This window comes from Modicisalibacter sp. 'Wilcox' (assembly GCF_010993675.1).
In the GTDB taxonomy this organism is placed as follows: Bacteria; Pseudomonadota; Gammaproteobacteria; order Pseudomonadales; family Halomonadaceae; genus Modicisalibacter; species Modicisalibacter tunisiensis.
This window is the reverse complement of record NZ_WNXF01000009.1, coordinates 102412-120373: the sequence shown is the minus strand read 5'-3', so window position 1 is coordinate 120373 and position 17962 is coordinate 102412. Positions and strand designations below refer to the sequence as shown.

The following is a 17962-nucleotide window of genomic DNA, read 5'->3' as shown; positions in this document are numbered from 1 at the left end:
GAACCGGAGCATCGCGCGCCTCAATAGATGTAGTGCAGCAGGCTGATCAGATCGATCTGCAGGCGCCCCAGGGCATCCAGCAACGAATTGTCGCTCGGGTAGAGCTGCACCGTGGCCAGCGCGCCCGTCGGCGACACGCCCGGCGGCGCCTCGTCGAGGGCGACATGGAGGCGCATGCGCTGGGCATTGCGCACCCAGCGATCCGATTCGGTCGGGTCGGCCAGCTGACCATCCGCCCGCAGCTGGCCATTGCGGACCCCGCTGTCCAGGCTGGTCACGTGGCCCTTGAACACCTCGCCGGGCCAGCCATCGAAGACCACGGCGGCCGGCGTGCCGACATCGACATAACGCAGGCTCTTCTCGCGGAAGTCGGCCACCAGGTCCGGGGTGTCGGCCACCAGCGCCAGCACCGCGCTGCCGGCCGCCGCATAGCTGCCCGCCTCGAGCTGCAGGTTGCTGACGGTGCCGGCGATGTCGGCACGCACCCGGGTGTACTCCCGGTCGAGCTTCGCCCGGGCCAGGGCATTACGGGCCTGACGCAGGCGCAGGTTGTCGTCCCCCGACTGGCCACGTTCCACCTCGAGCCGATGCAGGGTCGAGCGGGCGGCCTCGACCCGGGCCCGGGCCGCCTGGTAGCGGGCCAGCGTCGTGTCGCGCCGCTGGCGGGCCACCTGGTTGCGCTTGACCAGATCCTCGTAACGCTTGACGTCACGCGCGAGATTCCCGGCATCGGCCCGCGCCGCGGCGAGGTTAGCCCGCGCCGCGGCGATGCGCGCATCGAGCTGGGCATTCTCGCGCCGGGCCTGCTCGAGGGCCAGCGTCGCCTTTTCCACCGCCAGGCGGTAGCGGGCCGGATCGATGCGAAACAGCACCTCGCCGGCCTCGACATGCCGATTGTTGGCCACCTCGACCGCCGCCACCTGCCCTGACACCCGGGGAGCGACGCTCACCACCTGACGGATCAGGCGCGCCTGGGGCGTCAGTGGCATGTGCAGATCGGCCAGCAGGAAATAGCCGAACAGCAGGACAAAGGCCGTCAGCGCGACCTGGACCCAGCGGGCAAAGCGTTGTTCCGGTGTCATGGCTCTCTCTTGTGGACGACGTCAGGCAGGGGCGTGATCGATTCGCCCGGCGCGAGGGTCGGGCAAGCCATGCCGGCAACGGGGCGACGCCGCGATCCTCGGGCCACGGGCCGGTGGGCGAACCGATCGATAATTAGCAGGCTGTCTATTTTGCCATTAAATTAGTATGCTAATCAATAGTCAGCAATGAAATCCACTCCCCGCCTGTCTTCCCCCGCCTCCCGGGCCGGCGAGCGCCTTGCCGACGCGGCCGCCACGTGATGTGCTAAGGTGCCGTCACACGCCCTTGCGGCGAGTCCATCCTGCGGATGCATGCCATGACCGATACGCCGACCGCCAGCCAGCCGACCGCCGCGGTGAAGAGCCCTGCCGCGCACGAGGCACCGATCATCCAGATCGACGGGCTCGACAAGACCTACGCCTCGGGCTACCAGGCCCTGAAGTCGATCGACCTCGAGATCCAGCGCGGCGAGATCTTCGCCCTGCTCGGTCCCAACGGCGCCGGCAAGACTACCCTGATCAGCATCATCTGCGGCCTGGTCAACCCCACCGGCGGCCGGGTGATAGCCGACGGCCACGACATCGTCCACGACTACCGCGCCGCCCGCGCGACCATCGGCCTGGTCCCCCAGGAGCTGACCTCGGAGGCCTTCGAGACGGTATGGAACACGGTCAGCTTCAGCCGCGGGCTGTTCGGCAAGCCCCCCGATCCCGCGCATATCGAACGGGTGCTCAGGGATCTGGCGCTGTGGGACAAGCGCAACAACAAGCTGATCACCCTCTCCGGCGGCATGAAGCGGCGCGTGCTCATCGCCAAGGCGCTGGCCCACGAGCCGCGTATCCTGTTTCTCGACGAGCCCACCGCCGGCGTGGACGTGGAGCTGCGGCGCGACATGTGGAACGTGGTGCGCCGGCTGCGCGAATCGGGAGTGACCATCATCCTCACCACCCACTACATCGAGGAAGCCGAGGAGATGGCCGACCGCATCGGCGTGATCAGCCACGGCGAGATCATCCTGGTCCGCGAGAAGCAGGCGCTGATGCGCCAGCTGGGTCGCAAGGAACTGATGCTCCAGCTCGCCACGCCCCTGGCCGCGCTGCCCGAGGCGCTCGCCGGACGGGGGCTGACCCTCGACGACGCGGGCCGGCAGCTGGTGTACACCTACGACGCCCAGCAGGACGCCACCGGCATTGCCGAGCTGCTGCGCGCCGTGGATGCCGCCGGGCTCGAGGTCACCGACCTGCAGACCCGGCAGAGTTCGCTGGAGGACATCTTCGTCGGCCTGGTCAAGGAGCACTGATGAACTGGTACGCCATTCGCACCATCTACCGTTTCGAGATGGCCCGGGCCCGGCGCACGCTGCTGCAGAGCATCGTCTCGCCGGTGCTCTCCACCTCGCTGTACTTCGTGGTCTTCGGCGGTGCGATCGGCTCGCGCATCACCCAGATCGACGGCGTCAGCTACGGGGCCTTCATCGTCCCCGGGCTGATCATGCTGATGCTGCTCACCCAGAGCGTCTCCAATGCCTCGTTCGCGATCTTCTTCCCCAAGTTCTCGGGGACCATCTACGAGCTGCTCTCGGCGCCGGTGTCGCACTTCGAGATCGTGCTCGGCTACGTCGGCGCGGCGGCCACCAAGTCGATCATCCTGGGGCTGCTGATCCTGGGCACGGCGAGCCTGTTCGTGCCGCTGACGATCGCCCATCCGCTGTGGATGGTCCTGTTCCTGGCACTGACGGCGGTCACCTTCAGCCTGCTCGGCTTCATCATCGGCATCTGGGCGGACAACTTCGAGAAGCTGCAGCTGGTACCGCTGCTGGTGATCACGCCGCTGACCTTCCTCGGCGGCACCTTCTACGCCATCGACATGCTGCCGCCGCTGTGGCAGACGGTGACCCTGGCCAACCCGGTGGTCTACCTGGTCAGCGGCTTCCGCTGGAGCTTCTTCGGCAGCGCCGACGTCAGCGTGGCCGCCAGCGTGGCGATGATCCTGCTGTTCCTGACGGCGTGCCTGGGGATCGTGGCGTGGATCTTCCGCACCGGCTACCGGATTCGCCCCTGAGCCTCCCCGATACGAAGAGAAACCGGGCTACCCATGTGGATAGCCCGGACCAACGGCTCCTGACGGGCGGCGTCAATCCAGCAGGACGTTGAACTGCCTGAGCCATTCCGGGTGGGCCGGCCAGGCGGGCGCCGTGACCAGCTTGCCGCAGGTGACCGCCTGGTCGACGGCGATGTCGGCGTAGTCGCCACCGGCCAGGCGCACCTCGGGGGCGCAGGCCGGATAGGCCGAGACCCGGCATCCCTCCAGCGAGACCGCCGCGGCCAGCAGCTGGGCGCCATGGCAGATCGCCGCCACCGGCTTGTCGGCCTCCCGGAAGTGACGCACCACCTCGAGCACGCGCTCGTCGAGGCGCAGGTACTCAGGCGCGCGGCCGCCGGGGATCACCAGGGCGTCATACTCGGCGGGATCGCTCTCGGCAAAGGTGGCGTTGAGGGTAAAGGCGTGCCCGGGCTTCTCGCTGTAGGTCTGGTCGCCCTCGAAGTCATGGATCGCGGTCCTGACGCTGTCACCCTCGCGCTTGTCGGGGCAGATGGCATGCACCGTGTGCCCCATCGCCTGCAGCGCCTGGAACGGCACCATAATCTCGTAATCCTCGACGAAGTCCCCTGCAACCAACAGAATCCTGGCCATGTCGGTATCTCTCCTGATCTGTTTCCGGCTCCGGATCGGGCACTCACGGCTTCCCTGAACAGGGTAGCAGGGAACGCGCCCCCGGCCATGCCGGTCTTATTCCGGCACGCTTTGTTCTTTCTCGGTACGCTCTGCAGATGGAGATGATGCATGACGCTCCGCGCTTTCACCCGCCCGGTCCGGCTGGCTCTCGGCCTGGTCCTGTGGCTGGTTGCCGTATCCGCACTGGCCGCGGCCGAGCCTCATCCCTTTTCGGCAACCTACCGGCTGCATCTGGACGGCTGGCCGGATGTCACCATCCACCACCGGCTGAGCCGTGACGATGGCCAGTGGGAAAGCGCCATGCACGCGCAGATCGCCATCGCCGAAGGCAACGAGCGCGGCCGCTTTCGCGTCACCGACGACGGCCTCGATGCGCTGTTCTACCGCAGCGGCTATCGGCTGTTCGGCCTGGGCAAGGACTACCGCCTCGACGATCGCGAACTGGCCCCGCTGCCCGACCGTCAGACCGCCCTGGTGGCACTGGCCCGCCAGGCGGCCACGGCAGCCTGCAACGGCGCCGACGCCGCCCCCTGTACCCTGCGCTATCGCGATTACGACGGTGCCGCGGTCACGCTGGCCTACCGGGTGCTCGACCGCAACGAGGTGACCGTCGAGGGCCATCGCTACCCCAGCCTGAATGTCCTCACCTGGCGTTCCGACAAGCCCGAGCGCCAGCTGCGCCTGCGCCTGACCCCTTCACTGCCGGGGCTGCTGCTGGGCGGCGACTACCGTCGCGACGGCAAGGTTCTGAGCACCCTGGAGCTGGCCCACCTGAGCCGTCAGGCGGCAGCCAATCAGTCCCGCTGATGGGGCATCAGCGATTGTCGTCACCGTCGCGCATCGCACTTTGCTAAGGTAGGGAGCCTTTCACGGCGGTGCTGCCCGTCCTGTCCCCACCCTGCCGAGGAGTGACGATGTTCTCCGGTCTGTTGCTGATCCTGCTGCCGCTGATTCTCGGGTATCTGGTGCCGGTGCGCCGCGAAACCGTGATGCAGGCCATCAACCGGGCGGTCAATGGCTCGATCTACGCCATCCTGGCCCTGATGGGGGTGAGCCTGACCGGCCTCGACGACCTCGGCGGCCAGCTGGCCCGCATGGGCGGTCAGGCGCTCGCGCTGTTCGCCGTCATCACCCCCGTCAACCTGCTGGCCCTCTATGCCCTGTCGCGGCGCAGCGTCCTGCACGCCGGCGACTCGCCGCGCCTCGCCGGGGCCCCGACCAGCAAGCTGGCGGCCATGGCCGGCTCGCTGGCGCTGGCCGGCGTGGTGATCGCGGGCATCCTCGCCGGGCTGGTACTCGCCCGGCTGGGCGTCGAGGGCACGGCGCAGCACGCCGAGATGCTGGCCGAATGGGTTCTCTACGCGCTGCTGGCGCTGATCGGCTGCCAGCTGCGCAACTCCGGCATGCCGCTGCGCCAGATCCTGCTCAACCGCCACGGCCTGGCCATCGCCCTGACCGTCGCCGCCAGTTCGCTGGCCGCCGGGCTGCTGGCCGCGCCGCTGCTCGACCTGCACTGGAACGAAGGACTGGCGATGGCGGCCGGCTTCGGCTGGTATTCGCTCTCCGGCATCCTCATCGGCGACCAGCTGGGCCCGGTGCTGGGCGGCGCGGCCTTCTTCAACGACCTGGCCCGCGAACTGACGGCCTTCCTGCTGATTCCGCTGGTGATTCACCGCGCCACCCCGCTGGCCATCGGCTACGGCGGCGCCACCTCCATGGACTTCACCCTGCCGGTCATCCAGCAGCACGGCGGCGTGGCCTGCGTGCCCATCGCCGTGGTCAGCGGCTTCCTGCTCTCGCTGCTCTCACCGCCGCTGATCCTGTTCCTGCTGTCGTTGTAGGGCGCGCCGGCAGGCTCTGGAGACGAATACCTGCCCCTCGCCTGCGCATTTCCACGCAACACCCTGCGCGACGATGCGCAAAGATGGCAGGATAGCCGAGTCACCATCGCCATCCTGAGCCCTTCATGAAGCCCGAGTTCCCTTCGCCCGGATGCGCCCCGGCGCGTCAGGACGGCCGCCTTGCGCCCGGCGCCCTGCTGTCCCTGGGTGTCCTGCTGCTGGCGGGCGCCGTCGCCTACTGGCTGCTGAGCCATCCGCCGCGCACCGGCCAGCGTGCCGCCCCGCCCGAGCCCGCACCGCCCACGGTCAGTGTCGCAAGCATCCAGCGCCGAAACGTGGCGCCGACCCTCGTCGCCTACGGCCGGGTCATCGCCGCCCGCGAGACTCGGGTGGCCAGCCGTGTCGCGGGGCAGCTCGAGCGTTTCGCCCCCGGGGTCGAGCCGGGGCGTGTGGTCGAGACCGGCGCGACGCTGGCCATCCTCGATGATGCCGACTATCGGCTGGCGGTCCAGCGCGCCGAGGCGGCACTGACCCGGGCCCGGGCCGACCTGGCGATCGAACGCGGCCAGCAGCTCCAGGCCCAGGCCGACTACCGCACCTACGGCCGCGAGCTGCCCGCCGAGCGCCGCGCCCTGGTCCTGCGCGAGCCGCAGCTCAAGGCCGCCCGGGCCGCCGTCTCGAGCGCCGAGGCCGACCTCGAGCAGGCGCGTCTCGAGCTGGCGCGGACCACCATCGCCGCGCCCTTCCGCGGCATGGTGCAGGAGCGCCTGGTGGGCGCCGGCAGCGCCGTGGCGGCCAACACCGCCCTGCTCGGTCTGGTGGATGTCTCGCACTTCTGGGTGCGGGTCTCGCTGGAGAGCGACGCCCTGGACTGGCTGGAAACCGGCGACGGCATCGACAGCGGCTCGCTCGCCACCCTGGTGAGCGATGCCTGGCCAGCGGACCGGCAGCGCCGGGGGCGTGCCTTCTCGATCCTGCCCGGCCTGGCCGAGAACGGCCTGATGAGCCAGCTGCTGGTGCGGGTCGAGGACCCGCTGGCGCTCGACACGAAGGCGCCGGCCCTGCGTCTGGGCGACGTCGTCGAGGCTCGCTTCACCCCGCCCGGGCGTGACGACCTGATCGGCCTGCCGGTCGCCGCGTTGCACGAGGACGACCGGGTGTGGACGCTGGACGCCGGCAACCGGCTGCACATCGTCTCCGTCACGCCGTTCTATCGTGACCAGCGCCAGGTGCTGATCCGTGCCGACGGCGCCCCGCTCGGTGGTGCCGAGCGCGTGGTGGTCAGCCCGCTCGTCCGGCCCCGCGAGGGCATGGCGCTGCGCGTGGCCCCGACACCGGACGACACGTCGCCCGGCGGCGATGCCGACGACGGGGAGACGCCGCCATGACCCGGCACGGCCCCATCGCCTGGATGACCCGCCACGGCGTGGCTCCCAACCTGCTGATGCTGATCCTGCTGCTCGGCGGCCTGATGGCCAGCCTGACGATCAAGAAGGAAGTCTTTCCCGACTTCACCCTGGAAGCGGTCGACATCGAGGTGGCCTACCCGGGCGCCACGCCCGAGGAGGTCGAGCAGAGCCTGCTGCTGGCCATCGAGTCGGCGCTGGCGGATATCGACGGCATCGACGAGGTCACCGCCACCGCCAGCGAAGGCAGCGCCAGCGTGACCGCCGAGCTGCGCCCCGGGGCCGAGACCATGCGGGTCTATCAGGAGATCCAGCAGGCGGTGGACCGCATCCGCACCTTCCCCGAGGCCGCCGAGGCGCCCACCTTCAGCCTCGCCGGGCGCTCGCGGCAGGTGCTCGAGCTCAACCTGCACGGCCCCACCGATGCCCTGACCCTCCAGCGGCTGGCCGAACGCCTGCGCGAGCAACTGCTCGGCGAGACCGCGCTGGGCAAGATCGAGCTCGAGGGCAGTCGCGACCGCGAGATCCAGGTGCTGCTCGACCCGGCGGCGATGCGCCGCTACGGGCTCAGCCATGCCCAGCTGGCCGAGCGCATCGGCGCGGAGGCCCTCGACCTCGCCGGCGGCCGCCTGGACACCCGCGACGGCGAGTGGCTGGTCCGCTACCAGGGACGGCGCCGGAGTGCCGCGGACTTCGCCGAGCTGCCGGTGCTGTCGACGGCCGACGGCGGCGTGGTTCGCCTGGGCGACATCGCCCGCGTGCAGCCCGGGCTCGCCGAGGGCGATCGCGAGGTGCTGTTCAACGGCGAGCCGGGCATCTCGCTGCAGGTCTACCAGGTCGGCGACCAGACGCCGCTGGGCGTCTCGGCGATCGTGCGCGGCGAGCTCGACCGCCTGCGTGACGACCTGCCCGAGGGCCTCTCGCTGACCCCGGGCTGGGACAGCTCCACGATCTACCGCCAGCGCCTCGACCTGCTGCTCGGCAACGCCTGGCTGGGCCTCGCCATGGTGCTGGTGCTGATGGGGCTGTTCCTCGAGGCCCGCCTGGCGATGTGGGTGACGCTCGGCATCCCCACCGCCTTCCTCGGCGCCATGCTGTTCCTGCCCGGGCTCGGCGTGTCGATCAACATGATCTCGATGTTCGCCTTCATCATCGCCCTGGGCATCGTCGTCGACGACGCCATCATGGTCGGCGAGAACATCTACGCCCATCGCGAGAAGGGCCATTCGGTCTTCGAGGCGGCCATCCACGGCGCCCGCGAGATCGCCGTGCCGATCAGTTTCGCCGTCCTCTCCAACATGGTCGCCTTCCTGCCGCTGCTGTTCCTGCCCGGCTTCCTGGGCATGATCATGGGCGTGATTCCGCTGGTGGTGATCACGGTCTTCGCCGTGTCGTGGATCGAGGCGCTGTTCATCCTGCCCACCCACCTGGCCCACAGCCAGCCGCGCCAGCGCCTGCCCGCCTGGCAGCGGCCCATCGAGCGGGTCCGTCAGGCGATGCAGCAGGGGCTCGACCGTTTCACCCAGTACCGCTTCGCCCCCTTCCTCGAGCGCGCCCTCGACCGGCGCCTGCTCGCCGTGGCGATCGGCGTCGCGGTGCTGATCCTCGCCCTGGCCTACGCCGCCAGTGGGCGGCTGGGCTTCTCGCTGATGCCGCGCGTCGAGGCCGACCGGGTGCAGGCCACCGTCAGCCTGCCGCCGGGCAGCCCGCTCGCCGCGGATCACGCCGTCCGCGATGCCCTGCTGGCCGGCGCCCGGCGTCTCGCCGACGCCCATGCCGACCTGGTCTACGACAGCACCCGCGCCCGCCAGCGCGGCGACACCCTCGAGGTACGCCTGTCGATCGCCGCCGATAGCCTGCGCGCCTGGCCGCCTTCGCGGCTGGCCCGGGCCTGGCGCGAGGCCACCGGCGATCTGCCCGGCGTCGAGGCGATCCGCTTCGCCAGCGATGCCGGCGGTCCCGGCGGTGGCGCCGACCTGACCCTGCGCCTGTCGCATCCCGACGGCGCCACGCTCGATGCTGCCGCCGAGGCGCTGGCCGCACGGCTCGTCGACTACCAGGGGGTGGAAAGCGTCGACAGCGGCGTCGGCAACGGCAAGCCGCAGCTGTCGATTCGCCTGTCGCCGGAAGGGCGCGCCCTGGGGCTGACCGGCCAGTCGCTGGCGCGGCAGCTGCGCGGGCCGCTGCAGGGCGCCACCGCCCTCAAGCAGCAGCAGGGCCGCACCGAGATCAGCGTCGAGGTGCGCCTGCCCCCGGCCTCGCGCGACAGCCTCGCCGAACTGGGCCGCCTGCCGATCCTCACGCCGGACGGCGGCGAGGTGGCACTGGCCCGCGTGGCCCGCATCGAACGCAGCCGGGCCAGCGCCAGCCTGACCCGCATCAACGGCCGCCGGGTCGTCGAGGTCACCGCCGATCTCGCCGCCACGGACTCGACCCAGGCGCTGCTCACCACTCTGGAGGACTCGCTGTTCCCCCAGCTGCGCCAGCGCTTCCCGGGGCTCGAGATCGGCCCGGGCGGGCGTCAGGAGGAAACCGCGGACAACCTGGCCGTGCTGCGGACGGCGCTGTGGGCGACGCTGGCCGCCCTCTATGGCCTGCTGGCGATCCCCTTTCGCAGCTACACGCAGCCGCTGCTGGTGATGACGGCCATCCCCTTCGGGGTGATCGGCGCGGTGCTCGGCCATCTGATCATGGGCTTCGGGCTGTCGATCATCAGCCTGCTGGGCATGCTGGCGCTGTCCGGGGTGGTGATCAACGACGCCCTGGTGCTGATCGACTACGCCAATCATCGCCGCCGCGAGGGCTTCAACGCCCGCGAGGCGATCATGGCCGCCGCCACGCGCCGTCTGCGGCCGATCATGATGACCACCCTGACCACCTTCCTGGGGCTGGCACCGATGATCTTCGAGACCTCGCGGCAGGCGCGCTTCATCATCCCCATGGCCGTCTCGCTGGGCTTCGGCATCCTGTTCGCCACGCTGATCCTGCTGGTGCTGATCCCCTGCCTGTACCTGATCCTCGAGGACCTGCGCGAGCGCCTGGGCGCCTCGTCACCCGAACCGGCCCGCTCGCCGCACGGCGACTGAGCGGCTGGCTGCACCGCCAACAGACCGCCGCTGTCGGGGATGAACCCCCTCCCACAAGACCACGGCGGCGGCCCCGGACATGAAGCCTCCTGTGGGAGCGACTTCAGTCGCGAGGAATCCGCCATCGGGCCACCGCTGTCGGGGATGAACCCCCTCCCACAAGACCACGGCGGCGGCCCCGGGAATGCAGCTCCTTGCGGGTGCGACTTCAGTCGCGATGAGCCTGCCCCCGGCCCAGCCTCGAGCGCATCGACCACCGCCAGAGACATTCCCGGGACTTGCAAGGCCGCCAGGAGATGCGTATTTTAATTGAACGATCAATCAATAAAAACTCGCCGGGAGGGCGACTTGCAACGCCATCGGGCATCGCTTGCTCGTCAGCCACGCTTGGCAGCGGGATCCGCGTCCTGCTACCAAGCGTGCCTGCATCCGGCAGCCCGCCCGGGTGCCTCGAGCGATGTCGCGATCACCGTTCCACACGACAACAGGACCCGACATGCACCCACGACACACTGACGCCGAGCCGCGGGATCGCCTCAATCCCGTGGTGTTCTACGGCTCCGCGATCGGCATCGTCATCTTCGCCGTATGGACGATGTTCTTCACCGACTCCTCCAGCCGCATCATCAATACCGCCCTGGGCTGGATTTCCGACACCTTCGGCTGGTACTACGTGCTCGCCGTGGTGGTCTACCTGGCCTTCGTGATCGGCATCGGCCTGTCGCGCTTCGGCAAGATCCGCCTGGGGCCGGAGCACTCCCGCCCCGACTTCAACATGGCCTCCTGGGCGGCCATGCTGTTCTCGGCGGGGATCGGCATCGACCTGCTGTTCTTCTGCATCGCCGAACCGGTCACCCAGTACCTGGCGCCCCCGGACGGCAACGCCGAGACCATCGCCGCGGCACGCCGCGCCATGGAGCTGACCTTCCTGCACTGGGGGCTCTCCGGCTGGGGGATCTACACCCTGGTCGGCATGTCGCTGGCCTTCTTCAGCTACCGCCACAACCTGCCGCTGACCATCCGCAGCGCCCTGTACCCGATCTTCGGCCAGCGCATCCACGGCCCGATCGGCCACACCGTGGACATCGCCGCCGTGCTCGGCACGGTGTTCGGCATCGCCACCAGCCTCGGCATCGGCGTCATCCAGCTCAACTTCGGCCTCAACTACATGTTCGCCGTGCCGGAGAACACCCTGATCCAGGCCGCGCTGGTGATCATGATCGTGTTCTTCGCCACGGTGTCGGCGGTCACCGGCGTCGAGAAGGGCATCCGCCGGCTCTCCGAGTTCAACATGCTGCTGGCGCTGGCGCTGCTGCTGTTCGTGCTGTTCACCGGCAAGACGCTGTTCCTGCTCAACGCCCTGGTGATGAACGTCGGCGACTACCTCACCCACTTCGTCGACCTGTCGATGAACACCTACGCCTTCGAGCCGCCCACCGACTGGCTCAACGGCTGGACGCTGTTCTTCTGGGCCTGGTGGATCGCCTGGGGCCCGTTCGTCGGCCTGTTCCTGGCGCGCATCTCGCGCGGGCGCACCATCCGCGAGTTCGTCGCCGGCACGTTGCTCCTGCCGCTGGCCTTCATGATGGCGTGGATGTCGATCATGGGTAACAGCGCCATCGACATGCTGATGAACGGCGCCGCGGCCTTCGGCCAGGAAGCCATGAACAACCCGGCCTCCTCCATCTACCTGTTTCTGGAGTCGTTCCCCTGGACCGGCGCGACCACCATCGTGGTCACCATCCTGGCGATCGTGTTCTTCGTTACCTCCGGCGACTCCGGCGCCCTGGTGCTGTCGAACTTCACCTCGATTCTGCATGACGTGAACAGCGACGCGCCGATCTGGATGCGCATCCTGTGGGCGGCGGTGATCGGCGTGCTGACCCTGGCCCTGTTGATGGCCGGCGGCCTCTCCGCCCTGCAGAGCGCCGTGGTGGTCACCGGGCTGCCGTTCTCGATCGTGCTGTTCTTCATGATGGCCGGCCTGCTCAAGGCGCTGAAGGTCGAGGGCCGCAAGGAGGACAGCCATCGCGCCAGCCTGGCCGGCAGCCTGTCGAGCCGCACCGGCGGGGAACGCGGCCACAAGAGCTGGCGTCAGCGCCTGGCGCGTGCCGTGAGCTTTCCCGGTCGTCGCAGTGCCCAGCGCTTCCTGAGCGAAATCGCTCACCCGGCCATGGAAGAGGTCGCCGGGGAACTCAAGGCCCAGGGCGTGGAAGCCCGCATCGTCGAGGGTGACGGCGACGAGGCCTGCCTGGCGCTCAACGTCACCCACGGCAGCGAGCAGGACTTCAGCTACCAGATCCGGCCGCGGCGCTTCGCCACGCCCTCGTTCGCGATGCGCGCCCAGCACGCCAACGCCGACTACTACCGCCTGGAGGTGTACCTGCTGGAGGGCAGCCAGGGCTACGACCTGATGGGCTACAGCAAGGAGCAGGTCATCGAGGACATCCTCGATCAGTACGAACGCCACCTGCACTTCCTGCACCTCAACCGCGAGGCGCCCGGCAACACGGCCTCGCTGCCCGACGATGCCACGCAGTCGCCCGCCTGAGGCAGTGTCGGCAGGCGCTACCGTCAATGAAAACGCCCCCGGACGGGGGCGTTTTCATGTCGTGCCAAGAGCGGCGAGACCGCCTCACCGCGTGCTGGCGACCACCACGCACTCCATGCCCTGCTGCTGCAGTTGCTGACAGGAACGACGCGCCTGCGACTCGCGCAGATCCACCACCCGGGCGCGGAAGACACTGGCGTCGCCCTCGGCGGCCATCACCGCCGGGCGAGCGCTGCGCAGGTCCGCGGCCAGCGCGGCGGCGGCCCGCGAGGCCAGCGACTGCGCCTGGTGCCGGGTACTGAAGGCGCCGACCTGAATCGCCCAGGCCGCACTCACCGCCGAGCCCCCCGGCGTGTCCCCCGCCTTGGCCTGCGCGATCAGCGCGCGGATCGGATCGCCCGCATCACCCTGGCCGACGACGGCCGAGTCAGCCCGGGCGGACGGCGCTTCGGCCATCGCCACCGTGGTGGCGGTCGCGGCACGGCGGGCCGCCTGTCCCGGCCCATCGAACAGCGCCGTCTTGGCGACCCAGTCGTTGCCGTCCATCAGGCTGGCCCGGACGAAACCGCGATCGAGCAGCCGGGCCATGTGGGCGTCGCGGGAGCGGGCGGTGAAGCCGCCCATCACCACCGAGACGATGCGCCGGCCGTCATGGACCGCCGAGGTCGCGACGTTGAAGCCGGAGGCATTGATGTAGCCGGTCTTCAGGCCATCGGTGCCCGGGTAGCTGTCGAGCAGGTTGTTGTGCCCGGGGATGGTCTTGCCGCGAAAGCGGAATTCCGTGCGGGCGAAATAGCCGTAGTACTGGGGAAAGTCGCGCATCAGGTGCATCGACAGCGTGGCCATGTCGCGGGCCGTGGTGACCTGGGCGTCGTCGGGCAGCCCCGAGGCGTTGCGGAACACCGTGTGATTCATGCCGAGCGCGCGCGCCCTGGCGGTCATGCGCCGGGCGAAGGCCGGTTCGCTGCGCGCCAGGTTCTCGGCCACCACCACCGCCACGTCGTTGGCCGAGCGCACGATCATCGCCAGGATGGCATCCTTGACCGCGATGCGCCCGCCGGTCTTGAGCCACAGCTTGGTGGGCGGCTGATCGGCGGCATGGGCCGATACCGCCAGCCGGTCGTTCAGCGACAGCCGGCCGGAATCCAGCGCCTCGAACAGCAGGTACAGCGTCATCATCTTGGTCAGCGAGGCCGGGTAGCGGGGTGCATCGGCATTGGCCGCGGACAGCACCTCGCCACTGGCGGCATCGATGACGATGGAGGCATAGCGCGGGTTGGGCTTGGCCTGGGCGGTCGTGGCGAGCAGCGTCAGCAGCAGTACGGCGAGCGACAGCGACACGAACCGGGCAGGCGGCAGGGGCGCGCGCGCGACGGGCCGGCAGGCACGCCGGGGCGAGCGAGGGGCGAGGATGGCCATGTGAATGTCCTTGCGTAATATCCTTGCGATTTCTTGTGACTACCGTCGGGCGCTACAGGGTGCGCACAGACTCTTCTCGAGTCTATGCCACTCCGGCGGTTCCTGCCGCCCGGCCTCCCGACGCAGGCAACCCCCTTCATGCAGTCAGTGACCCTTCACTCCGCAGCCGCCCCATTGTCCACGGCCAATACGCCACTGAACAGTCCCGAAGGCGCGAAACCATCCCGGGAATATCCTCGATAGCAGCGGGCTATTCACCCGATTGCGGAAATCGTCTTCAAGAATGATTCTCGTCTGCCTATAGTGATGACAGTCATTCCTCCCCGAGGCAGACCGCCATGCTCAAGACACTGACCTTTGCCTGCGTGCATTTCTCGGTGGCCTTCACGGTCACCTGGCTGCTGACCGGCAGCTGGGTGGTCGGCGGATTGATCGCGCTGGTCGAACCCGCCATCAACTCCGTGGCCTACTTCCTGCACGAGAAGGCCTGGGAACGACTGCGCCGCCGTCGTGACGCACGCGACCGGCGGCTGCCGCTGGCCGCCTGAGACGCTCCCCGACCCGTTCAGTCGCTGGATACCGGCGTGCGGGCCAAGCGCTCCTGCAACCCGGCGCAGAAGGCCTGCCAGGCCTCGCCCATGGGCGCCAGCCGGGCGTGCGCATGCAGGGCGCCATGCACCATCGCCGGTGCCCGGTGGTAGCGGATATCGGCACCGTTCGCGCGCCAGTGTTCGATCGCCGCCTCGAAGGGCTGCGTCAGGGGGTCGTGATCCACGGCCAGCGCCTCGATGTGCGGTGCCGGCGGATGGGCCTCGCACAGCGCCGGCACGGTGTCGGCGATATCCCGCCACATCTGCAGAATCTCCGCGCGGGCCAGCAGCGGCGCATCCGGCCCCAGGGAGTCGGCATCGGGGATGCCCACCGGCGGATAGATCAGGCCCAGCGGGCCCTGCCAGCCGACCCGGCGCGCCAGATCCAGCGCCAGCCGGGCGCCCGCGCTGTCGCCGGCCAGGGCCACCGGCCGGCAGTCCTCGAGCACGGCCTGGCAGTCGTCCAGCGCCTGACCGTAGTCGGCCTCGGGCGCGAGCCGATAGCCGACACTGGTCACCGGATGCCCCAGGCGCAGGGCCAAATCGGCGACGATGCCGTGGTGGCTGCGCACGGAACCCAGTGTCCAGCCGCCACCGTGCAGGTAGAGCACCTCGCCCGAGGCGGCATCCGGCGGCATGTAGCGGCGAATGCGCACGCCGTCCGCCTCGTCGTCGGTCCAGTTCAGCCCCGGCGGATCGGCCGGGGCGAAGGCCTCGCACAGGGCCTCGTAGCGACGCCGCGCGGTCAGCCAGTCGTCGGCGGCGCCCACGTCGCGCATGCCCTGCTCGAACTCGCGGATGAAATCCTCGACGGTCATGACAGCCTCCTCGCCGGCACCGCGCTCGTCGGTGCCGTCATGCTCACGATGTCGCGTCGTCCCGCCGCACGATGCCGATACGTCGACCGGCAAGCTCCGGCCAGTCGTCCCCCGCGCATCCCGGCAGCGCGGCCAGGCGTTCGGCCACCTCGGGCGGAAATGGCGCCGGGCGACCCCGGTCGATGGCCATGCCCATCAGCATCTGCTCGCTGGTCGCCAGACAGTGGCCTTGGTCGTCCTCCAGGGTGAAGAAGGCGTGCAGGCGCTTGGCATCGGCATCGAGCCGCACCACGCCCACCTGCAGCGGCTGTCCCTCATGGGCCTCCCGGCGATAGCACAGGTGCGTCTCCAGAGTATAGAGGGTGTAGGCGTGGCGCCGGCGGCCCTCCTCTCCCAGGCCGAGCCACTCCATCAGCGCATCGACCGCCAGCGAAAACACGCGGGCATAGGCAGCATCGTTCATGTGGCCGTTGTAGTCGACCCACTCGGACGCCACCCGGGTCTCCAGCACGCGCCGCGGTATCGTCTCGCTCACAGTCGCCCCTCCAGCCCCTCGGACTCGGGCCAGTACTCCTCGACCAGCGCCAGCAGGCGCACCAGGAACTCGTCGCGGCGCGACTCCAGGGCGTCGATGCTGCGCCCCGCCGCCTGATGTTCGCAGCCCTCGACCACACGATCGATCAACGTGTCGGTGAGCTCCGGTGCCTCGAGCTTGGTCCAGGGCAGCTTCAGTGCCGGGCCGAACTGCTCGAGCATGTGACGCATGCCCTGCTCGCCGCCGGCCAGATGGAAGGTCAGGAAGGTACCCATCAGCGACCAGCGCAGCCCGCAGCCGTAGACCACCGCGGCGTCGATCTCCTCGGTGGTCGCCACGCCGTCGTTGACCAGATGCAGTGCCTCGCGCCACAGCGCCTCCATCAGTCGGTCGGCGATGTGGCCCTCGATCTCGCGCCGTACCACCAGCGGACGCATCGCCAGCTCGCGATAGCGCGCCTCGGCGCGGGCGAGGTGATCCGCGGTGGTCGCCTCGCCGCCGACCAGTTCCACCAGCGGCAGCAGGTAGACGGGGTTGAAGGGGTGGGCGACGACGATCCGCCCCGGCTCCCGCGTGCAGTCGCGCTGCAGGTCGCTGGGCTTGAAGCCGGAGGTCGACGAGCCGATGATCACGCCGGCCGGCGCGGCGGCATCCAGTGCGGCGAGGATCTCGCGCTTGAGGTCGAGCCGCTCGGGCACATTCTCCTGGACCAGGTCGGCGTTCGCCACCGCGGCCTCGAGGCTGTCGGCGAAGGCGAGCCGCTCCGGGTCCGCGCCCTCGGCCAGCCCCAACCGTTCCAGCGACGGCCAGGCCCGGGCCACCGCCTCGCGGGTACGCGCCTCGGCGCCCGCCGCCGGATCGAAGGCGACCACGTCCCAGCCCTGCGCCAGGGCACGGGCGATCCAGCCGTTGCCGATCACCCCGGTGCCGATCACTGCCAGCCGACTCATGCCTCGCCCTCCACGATCTTGCCGGTACGCGGATCACGCAGCTTGAGGTGCGCGCGGGTCTCGGCCGGAGTCATCACCCGGGCGCCGAGGCTGTCGATCAGCCCGGCGGCCTTCTCGACCAGCTGGCCATTGCTGGCCTTCACGCCCTTGCGCAGGTACAGGTTGTCCTCCAGGCCGACCCGGGCGTGACCGCCGAGCAGCACGGCCTGGGCGACCATCGGCATCTGCGCGCGACCGATGCCGAACGCCGCCCAGTTGGCGTTCGCCGGCAGCTTGTTGCGCATGGCCAGCATGGTCTCGGTATCGGCCTCCGCCCCCCAGGGGATGCCCAGGCACAGCTGGAACAGCGGATCGCCCTCGAGCAGGCCTTCGGCCTGCAGCTGGCGGGCGAACCAGACATGCCCCAGGTCGAAGCACTCCAGCTCCGGCTTGACGCCGGCGGCCTGCACGAGTCGGGCGTGCTCGCGCAGCCAGTCGGCGGTGTTGATGTAGACGGCGTCGCCGAAGTTGAGGCTGCCGCAGTCCAGGGTGCACAGCTCGGGCAGCAGCGCGCCCACCGGGGCGTGGCGCTCGGCGGGCGTCTGCATGTCGCTGCCCGGGCCGCCGCGATACGGGTCGTCCGGATGCGGCACCCAGTCACCGCCGCCGCCGCCGGTCAGGTTGAGCACGATGTCGGTATCCGCCTCGCGAACCCGTTCGACCACCTCGCGGAAGTGCTCTGTGGAGTGACTGATGCCGCCGGTCTCGGGATCCCGCACGTGGATGTGCGCGACGCTTGCACCGGCACGGGCGGCCTCGACCGCCGCCTCGGCGATCTCGACCGGCGTGACCGGCACATGCGGATTCTTCGCGGTGGTATCGCCGGCGCCGGTCACGGCGCAGGTGAGAATGACTCGGGAATTCATGGTGTTCCTCCGATGACAGAATGTCCCCAGTCTGACGCCGGC

The 17962-nt window shown here is 69.6% G+C and carries 15 protein-coding genes; 8 read left to right on the top strand and 7 right to left on the bottom strand.

Annotation, left to right across the window (positions count from 1 at the left end):
• Positions 1 to 20: 20 nt before the first annotated feature.
• Positions 21 to 1082, bottom strand: coding sequence for an HlyD family secretion protein (locus G7A98_RS10190; protein ID WP_163649555.1), 1062 nt, complete (start codon positions 1080 to 1082; stop codon positions 21 to 23).
• 317 nt (positions 1083 to 1399) lie between these two features.
• Here G7A98_RS10190 and G7A98_RS10185 point away from each other — a divergent pair, with 317 nt between their 5' ends.
• Both G7A98_RS10185 and G7A98_RS10180 read left to right on the top strand, forming a co-directional pair.
• Positions 1400 to 2383, top strand: coding sequence for an ABC transporter ATP-binding protein (locus tag G7A98_RS10185; RefSeq protein WP_163649554.1), 984 nt, complete (start codon positions 1400 to 1402; stop codon positions 2381 to 2383).
• On the top strand, positions 2383 to 3144 hold the full coding sequence (locus G7A98_RS10180; protein ID WP_163649553.1) for an ABC transporter permease: 762 nt from the start codon (positions 2383 to 2385) through the stop codon (positions 3142 to 3144). The genes G7A98_RS10185 and G7A98_RS10180 overlap by 1 nt, the downstream gene beginning before the upstream one ends.
• Positions 3145 to 3216: 72 nt before the next feature.
• On the opposite strand, the gene G7A98_RS10175 is transcribed toward G7A98_RS10180, so the two are convergent.
• The gene (locus tag G7A98_RS10175) at positions 3217 to 3777 is read right to left on the bottom strand and encodes a DJ-1/PfpI family protein (protein WP_163649552.1); all 561 of its coding nucleotides are present in this window, start codon (positions 3775 to 3777) and stop codon (positions 3217 to 3219) included.
• A 150-nt stretch (positions 3778 to 3927) separates the two neighbouring features.
• Between G7A98_RS10175 and G7A98_RS10170 the strand changes: the two genes are divergently transcribed.
• The 5 genes from G7A98_RS10170 (at position 3928) to G7A98_RS10150 (ending at position 12703) form a co-directional block, all read left to right on the top strand.
• A complete protein-coding gene (locus G7A98_RS10170) occupies positions 3928 to 4626 on the top strand; it encodes a hypothetical protein (protein WP_163649551.1) in 699 nt (232 codons plus the stop codon).
• Positions 4627 to 4733: 107 nt separating this feature from the next.
• Entirely contained in the window at positions 4734 to 5660 is a 927-nt protein-coding gene (locus G7A98_RS10165; RefSeq protein ID WP_163649550.1) for a lysine exporter LysO family protein, read from the top strand.
• Between the two features lie 125 nt (positions 5661 to 5785).
• Complete coding sequence (locus tag G7A98_RS10160; protein WP_163649549.1) at positions 5786 to 7048, top strand: efflux RND transporter periplasmic adaptor subunit; 1263 nt, start codon at positions 5786 to 5788, stop codon at positions 7046 to 7048.
• Positions 7045 to 10152 carry an efflux RND transporter permease subunit gene (locus G7A98_RS10155; protein ID WP_163649548.1) on the top strand — a complete coding sequence of 1036 codons (3108 nt, stop codon included), beginning with the start codon at positions 7045 to 7047 and terminating at the stop codon, positions 10150 to 10152. Before G7A98_RS10160 ends, G7A98_RS10155 begins: the two co-directional genes overlap by 4 nt.
• 496 nt (positions 10153 to 10648) lie before the next feature.
• Positions 10649 to 12703 carry a choline transporter gene (locus G7A98_RS10150; RefSeq protein ID WP_163649547.1) on the top strand — a complete coding sequence of 685 codons (2055 nt, stop codon included), beginning with the start codon at positions 10649 to 10651 and terminating at the stop codon, positions 12701 to 12703.
• An 84-nt stretch (positions 12704 to 12787) separates the two neighbouring features.
• On the opposite strand, the gene G7A98_RS10145 is transcribed toward G7A98_RS10150, so the two are convergent.
• Complete coding sequence (locus G7A98_RS10145; protein WP_163649546.1) at positions 12788 to 14122, bottom strand: D-alanyl-D-alanine carboxypeptidase family protein; 1335 nt, start codon at positions 14120 to 14122, stop codon at positions 12788 to 12790.
• A 338-nt stretch (positions 14123 to 14460) separates the two neighbouring features.
• Between G7A98_RS10145 and G7A98_RS10140 the strand changes: the two genes are divergently transcribed.
• Complete coding sequence (locus tag G7A98_RS10140) at positions 14461 to 14670, top strand: DUF2061 domain-containing protein (RefSeq protein ID WP_163649545.1); 210 nt, start codon at positions 14461 to 14463, stop codon at positions 14668 to 14670.
• A 17-nt stretch (positions 14671 to 14687) separates the two neighbouring features.
• Here the strand turns inward: G7A98_RS10140 and G7A98_RS10135 are convergent, their stop codons facing one another.
• From G7A98_RS10135 to G7A98_RS10120, 4 genes are read right to left on the bottom strand one after another with little or no spacing between them, the layout of a single operon-like run.
• Entirely contained in the window at positions 14688 to 15530 is an 843-nt protein-coding gene (locus G7A98_RS10135) for an alpha/beta hydrolase fold domain-containing protein (RefSeq protein ID WP_163649544.1), read from the bottom strand.
• Positions 15531 to 15573: 43 nt separating this feature from the next.
• Positions 15574 to 16065, bottom strand: a complete 492-nt coding sequence (locus G7A98_RS10130; RefSeq protein ID WP_224421525.1) for a thioesterase family protein — start codon at positions 16063 to 16065, stop codon at positions 15574 to 15576.
• Entirely contained in the window at positions 16062 to 17015 is a 954-nt protein-coding gene (locus G7A98_RS10125; protein ID WP_163649543.1) for an L-carnitine dehydrogenase, read from the bottom strand. Before G7A98_RS10125 ends, G7A98_RS10130 begins: the two co-directional genes overlap by 4 nt.
• Positions 17012 to 17920, bottom strand: coding sequence for a 3-keto-5-aminohexanoate cleavage protein (locus G7A98_RS10120; protein ID WP_163649542.1), 909 nt, complete (start codon positions 17918 to 17920; stop codon positions 17012 to 17014). Before G7A98_RS10120 ends, G7A98_RS10125 begins: the two co-directional genes overlap by 4 nt.
• Positions 17921 to 17962 lie beyond the last annotated feature (42 nt).

What these genes read in the sequence shown, in the direction of transcription:
- G7A98_RS10190 (WP_163649555.1), bottom strand. Translation starts at nt 1,082, where the DNA reads ATGACACCGGAACAACGCTTTGCCCGCTGGGTCCAGGTCGCGCTGACG.
- G7A98_RS10185 (WP_163649554.1), top strand. Translation starts at nt 1,400, where the DNA reads ATGACCGATACGCCGACCGCCAGCCAGCCGACCGCCGCGGTGAAGAGC.
- G7A98_RS10180 (WP_163649553.1), top strand. Translation starts at nt 2,383, where the DNA reads ATGAACTGGTACGCCATTCGCACCATCTACCGTTTCGAGATGGCCCGG.
- G7A98_RS10175 (WP_163649552.1), bottom strand. Translation starts at nt 3,777, where the DNA reads ATGGCCAGGATTCTGTTGGTTGCAGGGGACTTCGTCGAGGATTACGAG.
- G7A98_RS10170 (WP_163649551.1), top strand. Translation starts at nt 3,928, where the DNA reads ATGACGCTCCGCGCTTTCACCCGCCCGGTCCGGCTGGCTCTCGGCCTG.
- G7A98_RS10165 (WP_163649550.1), top strand. Translation starts at nt 4,734, where the DNA reads ATGTTCTCCGGTCTGTTGCTGATCCTGCTGCCGCTGATTCTCGGGTAT.
- G7A98_RS10160 (WP_163649549.1), top strand. Translation starts at nt 5,786, where the DNA reads ATGAAGCCCGAGTTCCCTTCGCCCGGATGCGCCCCGGCGCGTCAGGAC.
- G7A98_RS10155 (WP_163649548.1), top strand. Translation starts at nt 7,045, where the DNA reads ATGACCCGGCACGGCCCCATCGCCTGGATGACCCGCCACGGCGTGGCT.
- G7A98_RS10150 (WP_163649547.1), top strand. Translation starts at nt 10,649, where the DNA reads ATGCACCCACGACACACTGACGCCGAGCCGCGGGATCGCCTCAATCCC.
- G7A98_RS10145 (WP_163649546.1), bottom strand. Translation starts at nt 14,122, where the DNA reads ATGGCCATCCTCGCCCCTCGCTCGCCCCGGCGTGCCTGCCGGCCCGTC.
- G7A98_RS10140 (WP_163649545.1), top strand. Translation starts at nt 14,461, where the DNA reads ATGCTCAAGACACTGACCTTTGCCTGCGTGCATTTCTCGGTGGCCTTC.
- G7A98_RS10135 (WP_163649544.1), bottom strand. Translation starts at nt 15,530, where the DNA reads ATGACCGTCGAGGATTTCATCCGCGAGTTCGAGCAGGGCATGCGCGAC.
- G7A98_RS10125 (WP_163649543.1), bottom strand. Translation starts at nt 17,015, where the DNA reads ATGAGTCGGCTGGCAGTGATCGGCACCGGGGTGATCGGCAACGGCTGG.
- G7A98_RS10120 (WP_163649542.1), bottom strand. Translation starts at nt 17,920, where the DNA reads ATGAATTCCCGAGTCATTCTCACCTGCGCCGTGACCGGCGCCGGCGAT.